Annotated in this window: 14 protein-coding genes and 1 tRNA gene; 13 read left to right on the forward strand and 2 right to left on the reverse strand. The window is 70.9% G+C overall.

What is annotated here, in order from left to right; all coding sequences use genetic code 11:
* Window positions 1–3 precede the first annotated feature (3 nt).
* The 4 genes from J4573_RS20415 to J4573_RS20430 are packed head-to-tail and all read left to right on the forward strand — an operon-like array spanning window position 4 to window position 10298.
* Complete coding sequence (locus J4573_RS20415) at window positions 4–3180, forward strand: non-ribosomal peptide synthetase (protein WP_208257367.1); 3177 nt, start codon at window positions 4–6, stop codon at window positions 3178–3180.
* Between the two features lie 9 nt (window positions 3181–3189).
* Window positions 3190–7146, forward strand: coding sequence for a non-ribosomal peptide synthetase (locus J4573_RS20420; protein WP_208257368.1), 3957 nt, complete (start codon window positions 3190–3192; stop codon window positions 7144–7146).
* Window positions 7146–8423 (forward strand): MFS transporter, encoded by a 1278-nt coding sequence (locus J4573_RS20425; protein ID WP_208257369.1) that lies wholly within the window; start codon window positions 7146–7148, stop codon window positions 8421–8423. The genes J4573_RS20420 and J4573_RS20425 overlap by 1 nt, the downstream gene beginning before the upstream one ends.
* Window positions 8424–8474: 51 nt before the next feature.
* Complete coding sequence (locus J4573_RS20430; RefSeq protein ID WP_208257370.1) at window positions 8475–10298, forward strand: sialidase family protein; 1824 nt, start codon at window positions 8475–8477, stop codon at window positions 10296–10298.
* An 81-nt stretch (window positions 10299–10379) separates the two neighbouring features.
* Here J4573_RS20430 and J4573_RS20435 read toward each other — a convergent pair whose 3' ends face one another.
* Together J4573_RS20435 and J4573_RS20440 are read right to left on the reverse strand one after the other, a co-directional pair.
* On the reverse strand, window positions 10380–10538 hold the full coding sequence (locus J4573_RS20435) for a hypothetical protein (RefSeq protein ID WP_208257371.1): 159 nt from the start codon (window positions 10536–10538) through the stop codon (window positions 10380–10382).
* Between the two features lie 88 nt (window positions 10539–10626).
* Complete coding sequence (locus J4573_RS20440) at window positions 10627–11622, reverse strand: bifunctional lysylphosphatidylglycerol flippase/synthetase MprF (RefSeq protein ID WP_208257372.1); 996 nt, start codon at window positions 11620–11622, stop codon at window positions 10627–10629.
* A gap of 151 nt (window positions 11623–11773) precedes the next feature.
* Between J4573_RS20440 and J4573_RS20445 the strand changes: the two genes are divergently transcribed.
* From J4573_RS20445 to J4573_RS20485, 9 genes are all read left to right on the forward strand, one after another.
* Window positions 11774–11865: transfer RNA gene (locus J4573_RS20445), tRNA-Cys, on the forward strand.
* Window positions 11866–11961: 96 nt separating this feature from the next.
* Window positions 11962–13155, forward strand: coding sequence for a hypothetical protein (locus tag J4573_RS20450; RefSeq protein WP_208257373.1), 1194 nt, complete (start codon window positions 11962–11964; stop codon window positions 13153–13155).
* A 37-nt stretch (window positions 13156–13192) separates the two neighbouring features.
* On the forward strand, window positions 13193–14098 hold the full coding sequence (locus J4573_RS20455) for a prenyltransferase/squalene oxidase repeat-containing protein (protein ID WP_208257374.1): 906 nt from the start codon (window positions 13193–13195) through the stop codon (window positions 14096–14098).
* Window positions 14095–14874 carry a tryptophan synthase subunit alpha gene (locus tag J4573_RS20460; protein ID WP_208257375.1) on the forward strand — a complete coding sequence of 260 codons (780 nt, stop codon included), beginning with the start codon at window positions 14095–14097 and terminating at the stop codon, window positions 14872–14874. The genes J4573_RS20455 and J4573_RS20460 overlap by 4 nt, the downstream gene beginning before the upstream one ends.
* A complete protein-coding gene (locus J4573_RS20465; RefSeq protein WP_208257376.1) occupies window positions 14871–16259 on the forward strand; it encodes a pyridoxal phosphate-dependent decarboxylase family protein in 1389 nt (462 codons plus the stop codon). The genes J4573_RS20460 and J4573_RS20465 overlap by 4 nt, the downstream gene beginning before the upstream one ends.
* Before the next feature lie 53 nt (window positions 16260–16312).
* Window positions 16313–17449 carry an acyl-CoA dehydrogenase family protein gene (locus J4573_RS20470; RefSeq protein ID WP_208257377.1) on the forward strand — a complete coding sequence of 379 codons (1137 nt, stop codon included), beginning with the start codon at window positions 16313–16315 and terminating at the stop codon, window positions 17447–17449.
* 16 nt (window positions 17450–17465) lie between these two features.
* Window positions 17466–17975, forward strand: a complete 510-nt coding sequence (locus tag J4573_RS20475) for a hypothetical protein (protein ID WP_208257378.1) — start codon at window positions 17466–17468, stop codon at window positions 17973–17975.
* Window positions 17972–18553, forward strand: a complete 582-nt coding sequence (locus J4573_RS20480; RefSeq protein ID WP_208257379.1) for a flavin reductase family protein — start codon at window positions 17972–17974, stop codon at window positions 18551–18553. The genes J4573_RS20475 and J4573_RS20480 overlap by 4 nt, the downstream gene beginning before the upstream one ends.
* Window positions 18525–19502 carry a ferritin family protein gene (locus tag J4573_RS20485; protein ID WP_208257380.1) on the forward strand — a complete coding sequence of 326 codons (978 nt, stop codon included), beginning with the start codon at window positions 18525–18527 and terminating at the stop codon, window positions 19500–19502. The genes J4573_RS20480 and J4573_RS20485 overlap by 29 nt, the downstream gene beginning before the upstream one ends.
* Window positions 19503–19555 lie beyond the last annotated feature (53 nt).

Here is a 19555-nt window from a genome sequence, read left to right on the forward strand (position 1 = left end):
CGAATGATCCCGCTGTCCTTCGCGCAGCGACGGCTGTGGTTCTTGAACAAGCTGGAAGGCCCCAGCGCGACGTACAACATGGCCGGAGCCCTGCGGCTGCGGGGACCGCTGGACCGCCGGGCGATGGCGGCCGCCATCAACGACGTCATCGAACGGCACGAGCCGCTGCGGACGGTGTTCCGGGAGCTCAAGGGCGAGCCTCACCAAGAGATCCTGGACATGGACCGGGCTCGTCTCGACCTGGAGGTCTCCGAGCCCGGTCCAGAGCCCGGTGACCTCGCGACGGCGATGCACCGGGCCGCGAACCACGTCTTCGACCTGACCGCCGCCGCCGAACGGGCGCCGTTCCGGGCGACGTTGTTCGCCGTCGGCCCGGATGAGCACGTACTGATGATCGTGGCTCATCACATCGCCGGGGACGGCTGGTCGACGGCGCCGCTGCTGCGCGATGTCGGACGCGCCTACCAGGCACGATCCCAGGGGCGGGCGCCGGACTGGGAGCCGCTCCCGGTCACTTACGCGGACTACACGCTGTGGCAGAACGAGCTCCTGGGCGAGGCCGGCGATCCCGACAGTGTGCTCGCGCGCCAGCTCGCGTTCTGGGCGGAGGAGTTGGAGGGCGCGCCCGAATGCCTGCCGCTGCCCGCCGACCGGCCCCGGCCCGCGGCCGCCACCTACCGCGGCGATGCCGTGCCGCTGAACGTGGGCCCCGGCCTGCACGGTCGCCTCACCGAACTGGCGCAGTCGAGCGGCGCGACGTTGTTCATGGTGCTTCACGCCGCGCTGGCCGTGCTGCTGAGCCAGCGAGGCGCCGGGCAGGACATTCCGGTCGGGTCGCCGCTGGCCGGACGCACCGACGAGGCCCTGGACGACCTGGTCGGTTTCTTCATCAACACCGTGGTCGTGCGCACGGATCTGTCCGGGGACCCCACGTTCGCCGAGCTGCTGGACGACGTGCGCGAACGGGCACTGGCGGCCCTGGAGAACCAGGACGCGCCGTTCGAACTGGTCGTCGAGCACCTCAACCCGGAGCGCTCACCGGCCCGCAACCCGCTCTTCCAGGTCATGCTGACGCTGCAGAACGCGCCGCGCGACGCCGATCTGGTGCCCGGGCTGAACGCGGAGATGGAGGGGGTACGGACACCGACCGCCAAGGTCGACCTCTCGTTCACCCTCACCGAGGAGCACGGTCCGGGCGGCCGACCGGCCGGGCTGACGGGCGAGCTCGAGTACGCGCTCGACCTCTTCGACCGGGAGAGCGCCGAAGCACTGGCGGCAGGGCTCGTACGCGTGCTGGCGGCGGCCGTGGCGACACCGGACCTTCCGGTCGGACGGCTCGACGTGCTGACCGCCGAGGAACGACGAGACCTGCTGCAACTCGGGCAGGGCGAACCGGCGGCAACGACGGCGACGGGACCGGGCGGCCTGGTGCCGGACCTGTTCGCGGCGCGGGCTGCGAAGGACCCGGAGCTGACCGCGCTCGTGTGCGGCGAGGCGGAGATGTCGTTCGGCGAGCTGGCCGGACGCGTGAACCGGCTCGCCCGATGGCTCATCGCGGCGGGGACCGGCCCGGGAGACCCCGTCGCGGTGCTGCTGCCACGGTCGGCGGATGCGGTGGTGGCGATGCTGGCCGTGCTGACGGCCGGGGCGATGTACGTGCCGGTGGACGCGTCCCAGCCCGCCGAACGGGTGCGGTCGATCCTGGCGGACGCCGCACCGAAGCTGGTGATCACGGCGGATGAGCTCGCCGAGGCCGAGCACGGGTGGCCGGCGGGCAGCAAGGTCACGGCGACGCCGGAGCCTTCGGACCCGGCGTACATGATCTACACCTCGGGGTCGACTGGCAGGCCCAAGGGCGTCGTCGCCACCCACCAGGGCCTGGCCAACCTGTTCGCGTTCATGCGCGGCACGGTCATCGAGCCCGCCGCGCGGCAGAGCGCGCGGCGGCTGAAGGCGATCCTCGTGACGGCCTTCTCGTTCGACGCGTCCTGGGACATGGTCCTGTGCCTGCTGGCGGGTCACGAGCTGCACGTCCTGGACGACGACGTTCGCCGCGACGCGCACGCCCTCGTCGACTACGTCCGCGAGCACCGCATCGACGTGGTGAACGTGACCCCCTCCTACGCCGAGCAGCTCGTCGAAGACGGCCTCCTGAACGGGCACAGCGACCCCTCGGTCCTGATCCTGGGCGGCGAGGCGGTCGGGCCTGGCCTGTGGGAGCGAGTCAAGCAGGCCGAGGACGTGACGGCCTGGAACTTCTACGGCCCCACCGAATGCACGGTCGACGCCCTGATCGCCCGGGTCGCCGGTGAACGGCCGGTCCTCGGCCGTCCGCTGCCCGGCACCCGGGTGTACGTGCTGGACGACATGCTCCGTCCCTGCCCTGTGGGCGTCCCGGGCGCGCTGTACGTGGCCGGTGCGCAGGTGGCGCGAGGCTATTGGCGCCGTCCGGGTCTGACGGCCGAACGGTTCGTCGCCGACCCGTTCGGCAGTCCGGGCGAACGCATGTACCGGACCGGCGACCTGGCCCGCTGGACCCGCGACGGCGTGCTGGAGTTCTTCGGCCGGGCCGACGACCAGGTCAAGGTGCGCGGATTCCGCATCGAGCCCGGCGAGATAGCGGCCGTCCTGGCTCGGAGCCCGCTGGTCGGCCAGGCCGCGGTGGTCGTCCGCGACGACGCTCTCGTCGCGTACGTGACCCGCACCGACGCCGCTGACGGCACCGACGGCACCGACGGCACCGCCTACCTGAGCGAGCTGCGCCGTCATGCGGCGAGCGAGCTGCCCGACTACATGGTCCCGGCGGCGTTCGTGACGCTCGACGCGCTGCCGCTGATGTCGAACGGCAAGCTCGACCGCGACGCCCTTCCCGCGCCTGCCGCATCGCACGCCCCCACCGGCCGGGGCCCTCGCGACCACCGGGAAGAGGTCCTGTGCGGGCTGTTCGCCGAGCTGCTCGGCCGCGAGCCGATCGGGATCGACGATGACTTCTTCGAGCTCGGCGGTCATTCGCTGCTGGTCACCAAGCTGGTCAACCAGATCCGGAGCGACCTGGGCGCCGAGCTTCCCGTCCGGGCGGTGTTCCAGACGCCGACCGTGGCCGGCCTCAGCGCCCAGCTCGCCGACGCCCGGCCCGCTCGTCCCGCGCTACGCCCGATGACCGATCCGGCGATGATCTGAGGAGACGCGATGATCCCGTTGTCGTTCGCGCAGCGACGGCTCTGGTTCCTGAACAGGCTGGAAGGCCCCGGCGCGACCTACAACATCCCCGGAGCGGTACGGCTGCGAGGACCGCTGAACCGCCAGGCGCTGGCGGCCGCGTTGAACGATGTCGTCGGCAGGCATGAGCCGTTGCGGACGGTGTTCCCGGACATCGACGGCGAGCCCCACCAGCAGGTCCTGGACATGGACCGGGCGCGCCTGGATCTGGAGATCGCCGAGCCCGAGCCCGCCGCCCTGACCGCGGCGATGTTCCGGGCCGCGAGCCATGTCTTCGACCTGTCGTCCGACCGGCCGCCGATCCGCGCGACGCTGTTCGCCGCCGGCCCGGACGAGCACGTGCTGATGATCGTGATGCATCACATCGCCGGGGACGGCTGGTCGACGGCGCCGCTCCTGCGCGATGTCGGGCTCGCCTACCAGGCACGTTCCGAGGGGCGGGCGCCGGACTGGGAGCCGCTGCCCGTCCGGTACGTGGACTACACGCTGTGGCAGGCCGAACTGCTCGGGAAGGCCGACGACCCAAGCAGCGTTCTGGCGGGCCAGCTGGCCTTCTGGGCGAAAGAGCTGGCAGACGCGCCGGAATGCCTGCCGCTGCCCACCGACCGGCCACGGCCCCCGTTCGCCGGCCATCGCGGCGACACGGTCTCGCTGACGGTGGACGCGGAGCTGCACGCACGTCTCACCGGCCTGGCGCGCAAGAGCGGCGCGACGCTGTTCATGGTGCTGCACGCCGCGCTCGCCGTGCTGCTGAGCCGTCGAGGGGCCGGGCAGGACATCGCGGTCGGATCACCGCTGGCGGGCCGTACCGACAAAGCGCTGCACGACCTGGTCGGCTTCTTCCTCAACACGGTCGTCATGCGTACGGACCTGTCCGGCGATCCCACGTTCGCCGAGCTGCTGGGCCGGGTCCGCGAGACGACGCTGAACGTGCTGGAGAACCAGGACGCGCCGTTCGAGCTGGTGGTCGAGCACCTCAACCCGGAGCGGTCACCGGCCCGCAACCCGCTCTTCCAGGTCATGCTGAACGTCCTGGTCATGCCGGCGGTCGCGGACCTTCTTCCCGGGCTGAACGCGGAGACGGAGGCCGTGCTCACGCCGACCGCCAAGGTCGATCTCAACTTCACGCTGACGGAGCGCTTCTCCCCCGATGGCCGCCCGGCCGGGTTGGACGTCAACGTCGCCTACGCCCTCGACCTGTTCGACCGGCAGACCGCGGAGGCACTGGCAGATGGCCTGGTGCGGGTGCTGGAGGCGGCCGTGGCGGCGCCGCAGGTCCCGGTGAGCCGCATGGAACTGCTGACCGCGCAGGAGCAAGAAGCCCTGCTGGACCTCGGCCAGGGCGGCCCGACGATGGCCGGAACGGAGCTGGTGCCGGAGCTGTTCGCGGCGCAGGCGGCGACGGTCGAGCCGGAGCTGACCGCGTTGGTGTGCGGGGACGTCGCGCTGTCGTTCGGCGAACTGACCAGCCGCGTGAACCGGCTGGCCCGCTGGCTCGCCGCGGCGGGCGCCGGTCCCGGAGACCCGATCGTCGTGGCGTTGCCGCGGTCGGCGGACTCGATCGTGGCGATGCTGGGCGTGCTGGCCGCCGGGGCCGTGTACGTGCCGGTCGACCTGTCCTTTCCCGCGGACCGGGTGCGGTTCATGCTGTCGGACGTCGAGCCGCACGTAGTGATCACCAACGCCGAGTCTGCGGCCGGTCTCGCAAGGCCTGGTGTCCCGATGCTGGTGCTGGGTTCAGCGGACGCGGAAGCCGAACTGGCGAGGCTGGCGGACGGCCCGATCGGTGCTGCCGAGCGCCGCAGGATCCTGAAGCCGTCCGACCCGGCGCACCTGACCTTCACCTCCGGCTCGACGGGCCGTCCGAAGGGCGTGGTGGCCACCCATCAGGGCCTGGCGAACCTGGCCGCGTCCATGCGCGGCGAGGTGATCGAGCCCGCGGAACGGCAAGCCGCGCGCCGGCTGCGCGTGAGCCTGGTGACGGCGCTGTCGTTCGACGCCGTCTGGGTCATGGTGCTGTGGCTGCTGAACGGTCACGAGCTGCACGTGCTGGACGATGACGTTCGCCGCGACGCGCACGCGCTGGTCGGCTACGTGCACGAGCACGGCGTCGACGTCCTGGAGGTCACCCCTTCCTACGCGGAGCAGCTGATCGCCGAAGGACTGCTCGGGCAGGGTGGCGCGTCGGTGCTGATCTTCGGCGGTGAGGGGGTCGGCCCTGGTCTGTGGGAGCGGGCCGGGCAGGCCGAGGGCGTCATGGCCTGGAACTTCTACGGCCTGACCGAGTGCACGGTGGACTCGGTGTTCGCCCGGGTGAGCGGCGACCGGCCGGTGATCGGCCGTCCGATGGCGGGCGCACGGGTGTACGTGCTGGACCAGTGGCTGCGCCCGGCCCCGATCGGGGTGCCCGGCGCCCTCTACATAGCCGGGGAACCGGTCACCCAGGGGTATTGGGGCCGTCCCGCGCTGACCTCAGAACGATTCGTGGCCGACCCGTTCGGCATGCCCGGCGAACGCATGTACCGGACCGGTGACCTGGCCCGCTGGACCCGCGACGGCGTCCTGGAATTCCAGGGCCGGGCCGATCAGCAGCTGAAGGTACGCGGGTTCCGGATCGAGCCCGGCGAGATCACGACCGTTCTGGCCGAGAGCCCGCTGGTCGCCCAGGCCGCCGTCGTCGCCAAGGACGACAGGCTGGTCGCCTACCTGGTGCCCGCCGACGCGGCCGGTCCGCTCGACCTCGGTGAGCTGCGCCGCCACGCGATGACCAGACTCCCCGAGTACATGATCCCCACGGCGTTCGTCACTCTCGACGTTCTGCCGCTGAATCCGCACGGCAAGCTCGACCGCAACGCCCTCCCCGACCCCGACTTCGGGGCGGCGGCCTCCGAGTCCGGATCCCATGCCGCGCGGACCGCCCGCGAGGAGGCGCTGTGCTGCCTGTTCGCCGAGGTCCTCGGCCTGGAGTCGGTGGGGGCGGACGACAACTTCTTCGCCCTGGGCGGCCATTCATTGCTCGCGACAAGGCTGGTGAGCCGGATAAGGGCGACGCTGGGAACGGACCTGTCCGTCCGGCTGTTCCTCCAGGCGCCCACGGTGGCCGGAGTCATCGAGTCGCTCGCGGCGGACCCGGAAACGCACGCACGCATCGACCCGGTGGTGCCGATCCGGACGTCCGGCGACCAGCCGCCGCTGTTCTGCGTGCATCCGGTGTCCGGGGTGGCCTGGTGCTACTCCGGTCTGCAGCGGCATCTGCCCGCCGACGTCCCCATCTACGGCCTTCAACTGGAGATGGCCGACGAGCCGGCGCGGCCCCGGAACCTCGACGAGCTCACCGCTAGCTATGCCGCCCGGATACGGGAGGTTCAGCCGGCGGGCCCCTACCGCCTCCTCGGCTGGTCCCTGGGCGGAGCCATCGCGCACGCCGTCGCCGGCAGGCTGCAACGCGAGGGCGAGCAGGTCGAGTTCCTGGCCCTCTTGGACGCCTACCCCACCAATCCCTGGCTCCTGGAAATGGACCCGGTCACCATGCAGGGCGAAATCGAGACGGCGATCCTGGTCACCATGGCGCAGGATCTCGGCCTCGACGTCGAGACGGCCGACGATGCGGGATCGCGCGAGCGGATGAGGCAGGCGGTCGCCAAGGGCTTCGGTCTCCCCGAGCAGATGCTGGCCGACCTTCCGCGCGCGTCCGGGAACCTCATCCGGGTCGCCCAGAACGACGAGCACGAGGTCTTCCACGGAGATCCCGTCTTCGTTCAGGCGGCGGGCACCCTCCTCGGCGACGTCAGCGCATCGCAGCTCTGGCAGCCGTACGTCAACGGGATCGTCGACCACAGCACCGTCGACTGCGGCCACTTCGAGATGATGAGGCCGGGCCCGGCCGCCGAGATCGGCGCGCTGCTCGCCGCCAGGATGGCGACCTGATGGCCACCGACACGGCCGCCGCCGACACCGCCACCGGCGGCGTGGTACGGGGGCGCGACTTCCGGTTGCTGTGGGCGGCGGAGTCCATCAGCAAGACCGGCAGTGCGGTGACGACGTTCGCGCTGCCCCTGGTGGCGTTGCAGACGCTGGGCGCGAACACGCTGATGATGGGCGTGCTGAACGCCATGGTCTGGCTGCCGTGGCTGCTCATCGGGCTGCACGCGGGCGCCTGGGCGGACCGGCACAGCCTGCGGCCGCTGATGATCGGCTGTCAGATCGCCTCGGCGGTGCTGATCGTGAGCGTTCCGGTGCTGGCCTGGCTCGGCGCCCTGACCATGGGGTATCTGCTGACGATCGCGTTCGCGGCCGGGTGCTCGAACGTCATCTTCACCGCGGCCTATCACGCGTTCCTGCCGTTCCTGGTGGGCAAGAGCGAGTTGCTGGACGCCAACACGCGCCTGCTGGGCAGCGAGCAGGCCGCCAACATCGCCGGTCCCGGGATCGGCGGAGTGATCACTCAGCTCTCCTCGGCCGTTCTCGGGCTGTTCGTCGACGCGGGCAGCTTCCTGGTCTCGGCCGCCTGCCTGCGCGCGATCCGTGGGCGCGAGCCGTCCGACCGCACGGGCACCGGGGATGATCAGCCGCGGAGCACCGTCCGGGCCGACATCCGGGTGGCGATCGGTTTCGTGATGCGGGACCCCTACCTGCGGGTGATCACCGCGAGCAACGCCAGCACCAACCTGCTCATGGGCGGCATCCAGGCGCTGGTCGTCGTCTTCCTGGTGAAGGGCGCCGGGCTCAGCCCCTGGGCGGTCGGCGCCACCACGATCACGATCAGCGTCGGCGGGCTGCTCGGCGCCTCGATCGCGCCCAAGGTCGCAGGGAGGCTGGGAAGCGCGAGGACTCTGCTGACGGCCCCGGTGACCGACTGCTTCCTCCTGCTGTTCCCGCTCGCCGGACGCGGCCCGCTGCTGTTCCTGGCGCTCGCCGGAACGCTGATCTGGGCCGTCGGGATCGTCGTGCGCAGCGTGACGGGCGGCGCGTTCCGGCAGGCCTACTGCCCGCCCGGCATGCGCGGCCGGGTCGCCATGACGGTCCGGTTCATCATCTTCGGCGTCTGGCCGATCGGCAGCCTCCTCGGCGGCGTGCTCGGCACCGTCTTCGACGTCCGGACGGCGCTGTTCATCCTCACGATCGCCAACATCCTCACCGACGTCCTGCTGTTCATCGGACCGTTGAAGCGCAGCAGAGACCTGCCCGCGGCGCCTGAGGCATAGCGGCCGAGGCAATAGCGAGGCAACCCGTTCACCCAACGAAAGGAGAGGTGTATGAGCGTGCGCAGAATTCGAGGATCCACAACACTGGCGGCGGTCGGTTGCATGGCCGTCGCCCTCGCCGCCGCACCACAGGCCCAGGCAACAGCGGCGGTGCCGCATTCCCGGGCGATGAGCGCCTTGATGAACGTGGCGAGCCCGGCTGCGCCGTTCCAGCGGAACGTGCAGGACATGCCGGCGATGGCCGTCGACCCCGTCGATCCGAACGTTCTGGCGGCGACCGGCAACGACCTGGTGGACATGCAGCCGTGCTCGAAGGAGGCCGCGACCAGGGGAGCGGCGTGCGGCCTCCCGGCGAGCCCGGCCGCAGGTGGGTCGTTCAACGCCGGAGTGGGTTTCAGCGGTGTGTATTTCTCGTACGACAGTGGCCGCCGGTGGAGTCAGCCGACCTACAAGGGGCTGACGGCGGCCGGATGTGACGCGGTGGTGGAGCCGTGCACGCCCAAGCCTGGACCGATTCACACCGTCCCCAACTACTACGAGAACGGCCTGGCCGCGCGGGGCGGGGCTTCCGTGGCCTTCGGCCCGGTGCTGCGGAACGGCACGTTCTCCTGGTCGAACGGCTCGCGGCTGTACCTGTCGACGCTGGGCGCCACCTTGACCAATACGCCGATCCAGCCGGGTCGCATCGATTCCAAGAGGGCCGTGATGGTGTCGCATATCGACGACGCGACGCCGGCACGGCTCGCCGACCAGGCGAACTGGTCGGCGCCGGTCATCGTTCCCGAGCGCGCACCCGCCGGCTCACGCCCGACCGAGAGCCAGATCTGGGCTGACAACGCGAGCAGCAGCCGGTTCTTCGGTCACGTGTACGCGTGCTACAACGATTTCCAGCTCACGGGGAGCGACGGCCCGATCCAGCCCACGGTGGCCTCGTCCGGCGACGGTGGCCGGACGTGGTCGACCCATGACGTCGCCCCGCCGGTCAACTCGGCCGGCGAGGGCTACCGCATGTCGTGCACGGTCCGTACGGACAGCCACGGTGTGGTCTACGCGTTCTTCAACCACCTCTCGGGGCAGTTCCCCTCGTTCGAGCCGGCGGGGGCGCAGTCGGTCATGAAGTCGTTCGACGGCGGCGCCACGTGGACCCGGCCGGTCGACTTCATGCCGATGAACACCGGCTGCTACTACGTGGACCGCATCGGCGACCGCTGCACCCAGGAGGGACCGGCCGGGACCGCGAACGAACCCGGGCCCAGCGTCAGCATCGCCAACGGCGCCCCCACCGGGGCCGGCGCCACGGACGAGATCATGCTCGCCTGGTCCGACGGCCGGTTCGGCCAGAACAAGGAGGCGGCACTCCTCTCATCTTCGAAGGACCAGGCCAAGACGTGGTCTCCTCCGGCGAAGGTGTCGCTGCCGGGCGAACGGGTGCTGTACACCGCCGTCGCCATCGCACCCGACGCCTCACGCGTGTATCTGAGCTACAACTCGTTCACCACGCCGTTCAGCCCGACGACGGCCGCTCCACGGCTGCTGCACGGGGTCATGCGGTCGGCGGCGGTCGGCAGGCGCGGTGAGCCGGTCGGCTGGACCACCGACTACACGGGGCGTACGGGCGACGCCCGGGGAACCAGCTTCACCACCTGGAACTATCCAGAGTTCCTCGGCTACTTCGTCTCGGCCGTCGCGACCCGCCGCTACGGGGCCGGGGCCTGGACCGACGTGTCCCGTACGGCCGACTGCCCGGCGATCGACCAGTGGCGGCAGAAGTCGCTGGAGGCGGGCACGGTGCTGACCCCGGCGCCATGGCCGCAAGCGGACTGCCCGGCGAACTTCGGGAACTCCGACATCGCGAGCGCGACGACCGCTCGCTAGCCCTGGAGGTGCGAACGCCACCGCCCGTTCTGTCGCTGACAGAACGGGCGGTGGCCTATCGCGGGCCGGACTGCTCGCGGGCTAGGTGGCGTCGGTGGACGTCAGGAGCCGGTCGAGGTCCATCAGCGCCTCGTCGGCGGCCCTGCCGACCTCCAGGTCGTCGGGGGCCGCCGCGCAGGCGCCGAGCATCTCGACGACCTTGGCTCCGGCCGCGGCGATCTCATCTCGTTCGTTCTCCATGTCTTTCCCTCCCACGTTCCAGACGGCGCTGCTCAGACGGCGCTGCTCAGACGGCGCTGCTCAGACGGCGCTGCTCAGACGGCGCTGCTCAGACGGCGTTGCAGGCGCGGAAGACGTGCACCAGCGCCGGGATGCTGGCCTCGCCCTGGAAGGCGATGTACTCGGGCAGGACGACGTCCTGCTTCCACTTCTCCTTGTAGGCGTACTGGGTCTGCGCGGGGTAGATCTGCTCGCCGTTGGTCCAGAGCTCCTTCATGAACCACTGGAAGCCGCGGTTGTGGCCGGGGAACTCGTGCTCGGCCGACAGGCCCGAGAAGGGCGTGTAGCCGAAGTGGAGCCACTCCACGCCCTCGGCCTGGAACGTCTCGATGGCCGCCTTGTTGATCGCCTCCATGACCCCGGGCGGGGAGTCGGGCCGGCGTCGGCTGAGGTCGTGCATCCAGCCGGGCCGTGAGCCGTAGACCGGCGAATAGGAGATGTAGGCGGTCAGCTCGTCGCCGTGCGCGCCGACGAAGAGCCGGCGCAGGTCCTGGTACGGCCCGCCGTACTCGCCGACGAGGAACTCCAGCGGCCTCGCGCCGCCCTTGGAGCCGAGCCACGCGGTGTCGAGCGTCCGCATCCGGTCGTGCCAGGCGTCCAGCGGCGCCTCGCTGATCGCCATGCCGCTGCGCAGCGCTCGCGCGATCTTGTTGCGGAGCTGCATGAACGCCGTGCCGCGCAGGCTGAAGGAGTCCAGCCGCAGCGCGTACGAGCCACCGATCTGGTTGACCGTGAAGCCCTCGTCCAGGTACTCGGCCGCGTCGGCGCCCTGGAGCTGGATGGCGACGATCTCACGGTCCTGCTCGGCGGCCAGGTCGAGGAAGGCGCGCAGCAGCCGGGCCCGCGACTCCTTGGGCGCGAACGGGCCACCGAACTGCACCAGGTAGCGGCCGGTCGGCCGGTAGACGATCACGCCCGGCGCGTCCGGCAGCCGCAGGTAGTGGTTGCCCCCGTTCACCGCGAGGAACGAGCTGGGATTGTCCGCGTCCGGATATCGCCTGATGGCGTCCAGCGCGAGGTCCGGCATCGTGAGCGTCTCGGTCATCGTGGTGCCCCATTCCTGACACGGCATTTCTGTCGAATTTACCCCATGGACGTGCGCGAATATCAAGGGGAAGAAAGGGTCAGTTGCGAGTCAGCGACCCATCAGCACCATCGGGCATGATGGCTTTAGCGACAAAGAAGCGGCAACGCAGGGAGAGGTTCCCAAAGTGGCCTAATGGGGCTCGGCGCAAGCCGGGAAGGTGTCGCCCAGGCACCTGCGCAGGTTCGAATCCTGCCCTCTCCGCAAAGACAAGCAGAAGAGGCACCGCGCCTCTTCCGCTTGTCGCTTTGTTTTCGACAGTTCCGCCGGGCGCCCGTGGGCGCACCCCGAGGAGGATCAGTGGGCGAGACAGCCGCAGACGAGACCGTGCTTCTAGGGGCCGGCCGGCCCCCCGGGTCGGACCGGCCGGCGCAGGGAGGCGAGGCCTCGATCCCGGTTTCCGGCGTCCACCAGTGGCTCACGACCCTGCTGCGGGACCTGCCCAAGCCCACCGAGTACCGCTACACCGCGGACTACACGCGCGCGGTCGTCGACTACTGCCTGGAGAAGTGGCTGGCCGCCCATCCCGGCGCCGCGGTCCCGTCCGTCGAGGAGGCCGGCGCGCAGTTCCGCGAGGGGATGCTGGCCGCCGAGGACCTCTCCGAGCTGCAGGTCGACCAGGTGTGCAACCGGACGTTCGGCCTGGAGGACGAGCTCGCGGCGTGGCTGTGCGGCACCACCGAACGGTTCCTCAACCTCGTCCGGCCGTGGACGCCGGTCTGGCTCAGTTTCACCGACTGGGCGCTGCGCTGGAGCCGGCAGAACTCGATCGAGACGCTGGTCTTCCTGGCGCGCGACGCACTGCCGTTCTACGTCGCGGCGTCCGCTCTGGAGCAGGGCCCGCACCTGCACCTGGCGCACGTGTCGCGGGCGGTCGGCCCGGACCCGGTGACGGTGAACTCGATTCTCCGCCGGCCGTCCATCGCCCTGATCGACTCGGGGTGCTACGGGACGCTGATCAGTGAACTCCAGCAGCGGCGCGGCGCCCTTGTCGAAAACGCTCACCGGGAAGGCGCGGCCACCCTCTTTTATTACAGCAGGAATCCCCGGCTGTTCGGTTACGTGAACTATGTGATGTCCAAGGACATGGTCACGAGCCCGGAGGCGATGAACCGCGCGGGCGACTTCGTCATTTATGCGGGAGATCTGCTCGAGGCCATGCCGAAGCCCTATCAATATCATCGGCACGACCGGTCGATGGTGGAGCTGAGCGATCTCGTCAGTTTCACCGTTTCGATCGCCGTTCTCAGTGAGATGCAGAGCCTGGCGAAGGCGAGCGCGTTTCTCGACTCCGAACGGCTGACCGACGTTCACGAGCAGGTGCGGCTGCTGTTCCGGGCCTACGAGCTGTCCACGCACCGCAGTGAGCTGCGCAGCGGCTTTCCCTTCGACGAGCCGACGCCGAAGAGCGTGCCGTCGGCCGCCTCCGTGGCCGACCTCGACTTCCTGGAGATCCCGCCGCAGTCCCACGTGTTCGGCACGGTCAGCGGCTGATTCCCGTGTCTTCGCGACAACCTGAGGAGCATTCCCGATGACACTTCCGGCCGCCAGTTGTTCCACGCTGCTTCCCGCCGGTGCGACGCTGCGCTTCCTGGCCTCCCGCAGGCAGGGCCCGGGCGCCTACCTGGAGACGGGCGAGGACGAGCCGACCATGGAGGCGCTGCGGTGGGCCGCCGAGATCACCGCGCTGCTGTCGGGTGATCCCGTCACGCCCGGCCCGTTCGCCGCCGAGTGCCGCCGGGCGGGCGGCACGTTCGCGATCACGGCCGCCGATCCCGAGCCGGCCCGCAACGCGTGCTACTACGCGGTGCGCGCGCTCACGCTCAGCGGCCTGCAGGACGAGATCCCGGGCCCGCTGTCCCACTGGTTCGTCCGCGAGGTGTCCACACCCGGGATGCCCGCCACGTTCGACATCGACGAGATGTTCTACGTGCTGCGCGCGCTCGAACAGCTGGGCACGCTCGGCCTGCTCGGCCCCGAGGTGACGCGCTCGCTCATCGACTTCCTCAAGAGCTGCAGGACCGGCGAAGGCGGCTACGCCGGAGCGCCGGGGCAGCCGCCCGACACCGAGCACACCTACTGCGCCGTGTGCAGCCTGGCCCTCCTGGGCGAACCGCTCGGCACCGCCGAAGCCCACGCGATCGCCACCTGGCTCAGGGCGCGGTTCGACACGCCCACCGGTCTCGCGACGCTGACCGCGCAGGACGACGCTCCCTCGCTCGCCGCCACCTATTGGGGCTTTCGCGCGGGCGAGGTGCTGAACGCCGCCGTCTGGACCGACCGGCTCGGGCCCGCGGTGCGGCGCCTGGCCAAGCAGGACGGTGGCTTCGGCGCCCGCGAGGACGCCACGTTGTGGGAGTCGTACTGCGCGCTGCGCGTCCTGACCAGGCTCGCCGCCACCGACGGGCTCGCCGCTACCAGTGGAGGCGCGCGATGAACCCCACACGGCTGTCGGACGTCATCTCCGGGCACGCGAAACGAGGCGGTCTCGGGATCGGGATGTACCTCGTGCCGGGCTTCCCCGACTGGGGTACGAGCATCGAGGCGCTCGACCTGTGCCTCAGCCACGGCGTGGACTTCATCGAGTTCCCGGCGATGGCGGAGCCGCGGTGGTCCCCCAGGACCGGCCCGATGCTCGTACGGGCACTGCGGCAGGCCGAGCCCTACTCCGAGGCCATGGCGACCGAGTGGCTGCTGCGCGCCCCCGTGCGCGTGGCCGTCGCGTACGGGAGCGCCTGGCCGACGCCCGGCGTCTGGAAGGCGCCGCTCCCCCTGCGTACCGGCGTCTCGGGGTACTTGTTCGAGAGCGACCCGCCGGATCTGGCGCCCTACGCGAAGGCCGCCGCCGAGGACGGCGCGGTCATCATTCCGGCCGTGGACGCCACCGTGGTGGACCTGTCGGAGGACGACCGGCGTCTGCTCTCGCTCGGCGGCGGGTTCGTGTACGCGTCGCTGGGGCCGGAGACCGGGAAGCGGGCCGCCTCCCCCGCCGACCTCAAGCGGAAACGGGAGCAGATCCGGTCCGTCCGGTCGGACCTGCCGGTGTGCGCCGCGTTCGGCATCAGCCGGGCCGCGGACGTCGAGGAACTGCGCTCCGGGGGCGCCTGCGACGGGATCATCATCGGCTCCGCCGCCCTCGCCAGGCTGGACGAGGGCATGGCGGCGTTCAGCACCTGGCTGACCGAGATCGTCACCGCGGCGAGGCAGCCGTGAACGTCGACCCACAGGCCACGCGCTCCATGCACGATCTCGACCACAAGCTGGCGCGGCGCGTCTTCGACGAGTGCCTCCGGCAGCTCAGCCTGGACGAGGTGCCGCTGAAGACGGGCGGGGACAGGGACCGCATCGCCGGACGGCTGGAGGGGCTCATCGGGCCCTCTGGCAACGACCCCGAGACGGTCCTGTCGGCGTTCCTCCGCAACGTCGCCCCGGCCATCCTGGCGTGCGACACCCCGCGCTTCATGGCGTTCGTGTCGTGCGTGCCGTCCAAGACCTCGATCCTCTTCGACCTGATGGTCTCGGCGTTCACACTGCACGGGATCTCGTGGCTGGAGGCCGCCGGTCCCGTCGCGGCGGAGAACCAGGCGCTGCGCGTGCTCGCCGACGCCGCCGGGCTGCCCGCGGGCGCGGGCGGCTGCTTCGTGTCCGGCGGCTCCAGCGGCAACCTGTCGGCCCTCCTGGTCGCGCGCGACATCGGCGTGAGCCGTCGCGGCGGCCGGATCGCGCGGCCGAAGGTGGCGGTCACGGCCGACGCTCACAGCTCGGTCGGGAAGGCTCTCCACGTTCTGGGCATGGACCCGCTGCCGGTGCCCACCCGCGATCACCGGCTGACGGGCGCCGCGCTGCGTGAGGCGCTGGCCCGTGAGCCGGAACGCGACGACGTCGTGGCCGTGGTCGCGACGGCCGGGACCACCAACGGCGGACTGATCGACGACCTCGCAGGGGTGGCCGCCGTGGCCGGGGAGCGAGGGCTGTGGTTCCACGTCGATGCCGCGTACGGCGGCGCCGGTCTGCTGGCGCCGTCCGTGCGGGACCTCTTCGACGGCGTCGAGCAGGCCGACTCCGTCGTCATCGACCCGCACAAGTGGCTCTTCTCGCCGTTCGACTGTGCGGCACTGCTCTACCGCGACCCGCCTGCGGCGAAGGCGGTCCACACCCAGCGGGCGTCCTACCTGGACGCCATCCACGACGACGACGCGGGCGTGTGGAATCCGAGCGACTACGCCCATCACCTGACCCGCCGGGCGCGCGGCCTGCCGCTGTGGTTCGGGCTCGCGGTCCACGGCACCGACTCCTACCGCGACGCCGTCGAGAACACCCTGGCCATGGCCCGCTACGCGGCCGACCGCGTCACCGGGACCGACGGCCTCACGCTGCTGTGCGAGCCGGAGCTGTCGGTGGTCCTGTTCCGGCGGGACGGATGGGGCTGGGACGACTACGAGCAGTGGTCGGACCGCGTCCTCGCCGACCAGGTCGCCTACGTGCTGCCGACCGAATGGGACGGCGAGCCGGTGGCGCGGCTCTGCTTCGTCCACCCCGAGACCACCAAGCAGCTCGTCGACGAGGTCATCGCGACGATCGCCCCGCCACTGGACTGAACGCAGCCGGAACGAACGCAAGGGAAGTACGGAAATGGATCGGAGACTGATCGATGCGCTCCCTCGATGAAGCGCGTGACGTGTGCGAACGCCACCACCCCGGCCTGTGCGGCGCCCTCGCGGACGTTCCCCTGGCCGAACGTGAGGCTCCGGGCGGGCCCGTGCTGGACCTGTTCCGCAAGTTCGGCGGGCCCGGGCTGCTGGTGCCGGCCGAGTACGGGGGCCTGGGCGTGGACGCGCTCAGCGCGGCCCGTGTCGTACGGGCGATGTCGTCGTACTCGCCCTCGCTGGGCGCGGCCACCACGATGCATCACTACACGACGGCGACCCTGTTCTCGCTCGCCAAGAGCGCGGGCCGCCTGAACCAGCGGCAGCTGGACCTGCTGGCCGAGATCGCACCGGCGGGCAGGCTCGTCGCCTCGGGATGGGCCGAGGGCAAGCCGGGCGCCAACATCGTCATCCCGGCGGCGACCGCCCGCGTCACCGAGGGCGGCTTCCTGGTCAACGGCGGTAAGAAGCCGTGCAGCCTGGCCCAGTCGATGGACCTGCTCACCGCCAGCGTCGCGCTGCCGGTGGACGGGGGCCAGACGCTCGCCCTGCTGCTCATCCCGGCGACCTCGCCGGGCATCTCGGTGCACCGGTTCTGGCTGAGCAACGTGCTGGCCGGGGCGGAGAGCCACGAGGTCAGGCTCACCGACGTGTTCGTCCCGTCGGACATGGTGATCCGGACCGAGCCGGAGACCCCGGACCGGCTGGACGACCTCCAGACGACCGGGTTCGCCTGGTTCGAGATGCTGGCGACCTCGGTCTACGTGGGCGCCGCGAGCGCCCTGGTCGAGCAGGCGCTGGCCAGGGGCCGCGGCAGCGTGACCGACCGGCTTCAGGCGGCGCTCCAGCTGGAGTCGGCCGTCGCGCTGGTCGAGGGCGCGGCCCGTGCCCTGGACGAGGGCCTCACCGGCGACGCCGCCGTGTCGGCGGTCCTGGTGGCCAGGTTCGCGGCACAGCAGGCGCTGCGGGAGGCCTCGGACATGGCGGCCGAACTCCTCGGCGGCATCGCGTTCATCCGTTCGCCGGACATCGCCTACCTGATCGCCGCCGTCCGGCCGCTGGCCTACCACCCGCCGTCGCGGACGGCCATGGCGGAGGCCCTCGTCGACTACTTCACCGGCCGGCCGCTGCGGCTGACCTGACCCCGGAGGAACCGCCATGGATGTGAAGAACCCCTTTGAGAGCCCGAACACCTTCCGGCTGCACCGGGCCGAGTACGTGGCCGCCTGGGTCGCCGTGAACGTGCTGCTGATCATGCACTGGAGCGAGATCCACTGGCTCCCGGCCATCGTGCTGTTCGCCTACATCGACCTCATCGGCTACATCCCCGGTGCGATCGCGTTCCGGCGCAGCTCGAACGGCTGGATCTCCAAGAACTACTACATCGCCTACAACATCCTGCACAGCCAGATCACGCAGGGCGCGGTCATCGTGACCTGGGGGCTGACGATCGGCTGGGAATGGGCGCTGCTGGCGATCCCGTGGCACATCTGGGGCGACCGCGGGATCTGGGGCAACTTCCTCAAGACGTACGACCTGCCGTTCGAGCCGCACGAGACGCCCGGCTACCGCCGCCTGATCGGCTCGATCTCCTACGGGCGGCCGATCGACGAGCCCGCCTCGCAGTCCGCCCCGGCCACCGGGGCCACCGGGGTGCCCGTCCAATGACGTCGGACGACCTGGACGTGGTGCTGCGCCAGGCGGTCCGCCGCCTGGCGACCGGCGTGGCCGTGCTGACCGTGTGGCACGGCGACGACGCCCACGGCACCACGGTCTCCTCGGTGGCCGCGATCTCGCGGGACCCGCTGCTGGTGGGCGTGTGCCTGCGCGAGGGGTCCAACCTCGGCGGGCTCATCGGCGAGGCGCGGCGCTTCGCGGTGAACGTGCTGTCCACCCGGCAGTCCTCGCTCGCCGGGTGGTTCGCCGACCCGTCCAGGCCGCGCGGGCTCGCCCAGTTCGACCGACTGGAGTGGGAGCCCGACGCGTTCAGCGGAGCGCCGTGGATCGCGGGGTCGCTGGCCTCGCTCGGCTGCCATCTCACCGCGACCGTCCCGGCGGGCGACCACAACCTGCTGATCGGCGAGGTCGTCACCGCCCGCGACGGCGAGGGCGGTCCGCTGCTGCACTTCACCGGCCGCCTGCACGACGGGATGCTCCGCGTCCTGCCGCGCGAGGCCACCCACCCCCAGAACGGCGACCATCACAGAGGAGGACGGCATGACGCGTTCAGTGCCGCGGGAAGCTGACTTCGACCAGGCGCCCAACCTGCTCGAAGGCGCGATGAACCTGACCATGACCACGCGCGACTGCGACCTGGCGTACTGGCTGACGGCCGTGGCGCAGGGCACCCTGCGCGGACGGGCCGAGACGGGCCACGCCTCGGTCGCCGCCACGCCCGCGTTCATGCGCGAGGACGGCCCGCTCCGGGAGGCGCTGATCCTGGAGCTGGGCTGGCGTTCGGTCGCCGAGGACCGGGCGGCGCGCACGCTGTCGTACTTCGTGGTCGAGGCGCCCGGGGTCCCGGAGATGGAGTTCTTCTCGACGCAGGTGCTGGACGAGGCCAGGCACGCGATGGTCTTCCGCAATCACCTGGTCGAGCTCGGCGTGCCCGCCGGCGAGCTGCACGAGACCATCGCGGAGCTGTCGGCCGACTACCGGGCCGAGGTGCTCGCGCCCATCGAGGACTTCGTGGTCCGCACCGTCCGCGACGAGGGCGACTTCGTCGGCGCCGTGGCCGCGTTCACGATCGTGGTGGAGGGGGTGCTGGCGCCCGCCGCCGAGCTGAGCGAGCGCAAGTGGGACCTGCTCGACCCGGCGGCGGGCGAGATCGCCCGGGGCGCCGGCATCGACGAGATCCGGCACCTGACCGTGGGGAGCTCGATCGTCCGCGAGCACCTGATCAACGACCCCGGCTACAAGTCGCGGGCCCTGGAGATCGTGACCGAGGGCCGCAAGCTCTGGGACGAGGTGCCGGTCCTGAAGTACGTGCTGCGCCGCGAGAACCTCTTCCAGGAGGGCATGCGCGAACACGCCGATCTGCTGGACGGCTACGAGGTGTTCCCCGGCCGCAAGCTCCTGGAGACCGGCGCGGCCGAACGCTACGACATCGCCGAACGGTGGACCGACGAGATGGCCGAGGCTCGCCTGCAGTACATGGGGCTCCCGGAGGCCATCGCGATCCTGGGCGACCGCTGAGAAAGATTTATCGCCGAGCTGTCACAGGATCACGGGTCACTCGGTCTTAGCTG

Origin of the sequence: Actinomadura barringtoniae (genome assembly GCF_017573505.1) — a bacterium.
Taxonomy (GTDB): Bacteria; Actinomycetota; Actinomycetes; order Streptosporangiales; family Streptosporangiaceae; genus Spirillospora; species Spirillospora barringtoniae.

Coding starts and splice junctions, on each gene's coding strand:
- J4573_RS20415 (WP_208257367.1), top strand. CDS start 4: ATGATCCCGCTGTCCTTCGCGCAGCGACGGCTGTGGTTCTTGAACAAG.
- J4573_RS20420 (WP_208257368.1), top strand. CDS start 3,190: ATGATCCCGTTGTCGTTCGCGCAGCGACGGCTCTGGTTCCTGAACAGG.
- J4573_RS20425 (WP_208257369.1), top strand. CDS start 7,146: ATGGCCACCGACACGGCCGCCGCCGACACCGCCACCGGCGGCGTGGTA.
- J4573_RS20430 (WP_208257370.1), top strand. CDS start 8,475: ATGAGCGTGCGCAGAATTCGAGGATCCACAACACTGGCGGCGGTCGGT.
- J4573_RS20435 (WP_208257371.1), bottom strand. CDS start 10,538: ATGGAGAACGAACGAGATGAGATCGCCGCGGCCGGAGCCAAGGTCGTC.
- J4573_RS20440 (WP_208257372.1), bottom strand. CDS start 11,622: ATGACCGAGACGCTCACGATGCCGGACCTCGCGCTGGACGCCATCAGG.
- J4573_RS20455 (WP_208257374.1), top strand. CDS start 13,193: ATGACACTTCCGGCCGCCAGTTGTTCCACGCTGCTTCCCGCCGGTGCG.
- J4573_RS20460 (WP_208257375.1), top strand. CDS start 14,095: ATGAACCCCACACGGCTGTCGGACGTCATCTCCGGGCACGCGAAACGA.
- J4573_RS20470 (WP_208257377.1), top strand. CDS start 16,313: ATGCGCTCCCTCGATGAAGCGCGTGACGTGTGCGAACGCCACCACCCC.
- J4573_RS20475 (WP_208257378.1), top strand. CDS start 17,466: ATGGATGTGAAGAACCCCTTTGAGAGCCCGAACACCTTCCGGCTGCAC.
- J4573_RS20480 (WP_208257379.1), top strand. CDS start 17,972: ATGACGTCGGACGACCTGGACGTGGTGCTGCGCCAGGCGGTCCGCCGC.
- J4573_RS20485 (WP_208257380.1), top strand. CDS start 18,525: ATGACGCGTTCAGTGCCGCGGGAAGCTGACTTCGACCAGGCGCCCAAC.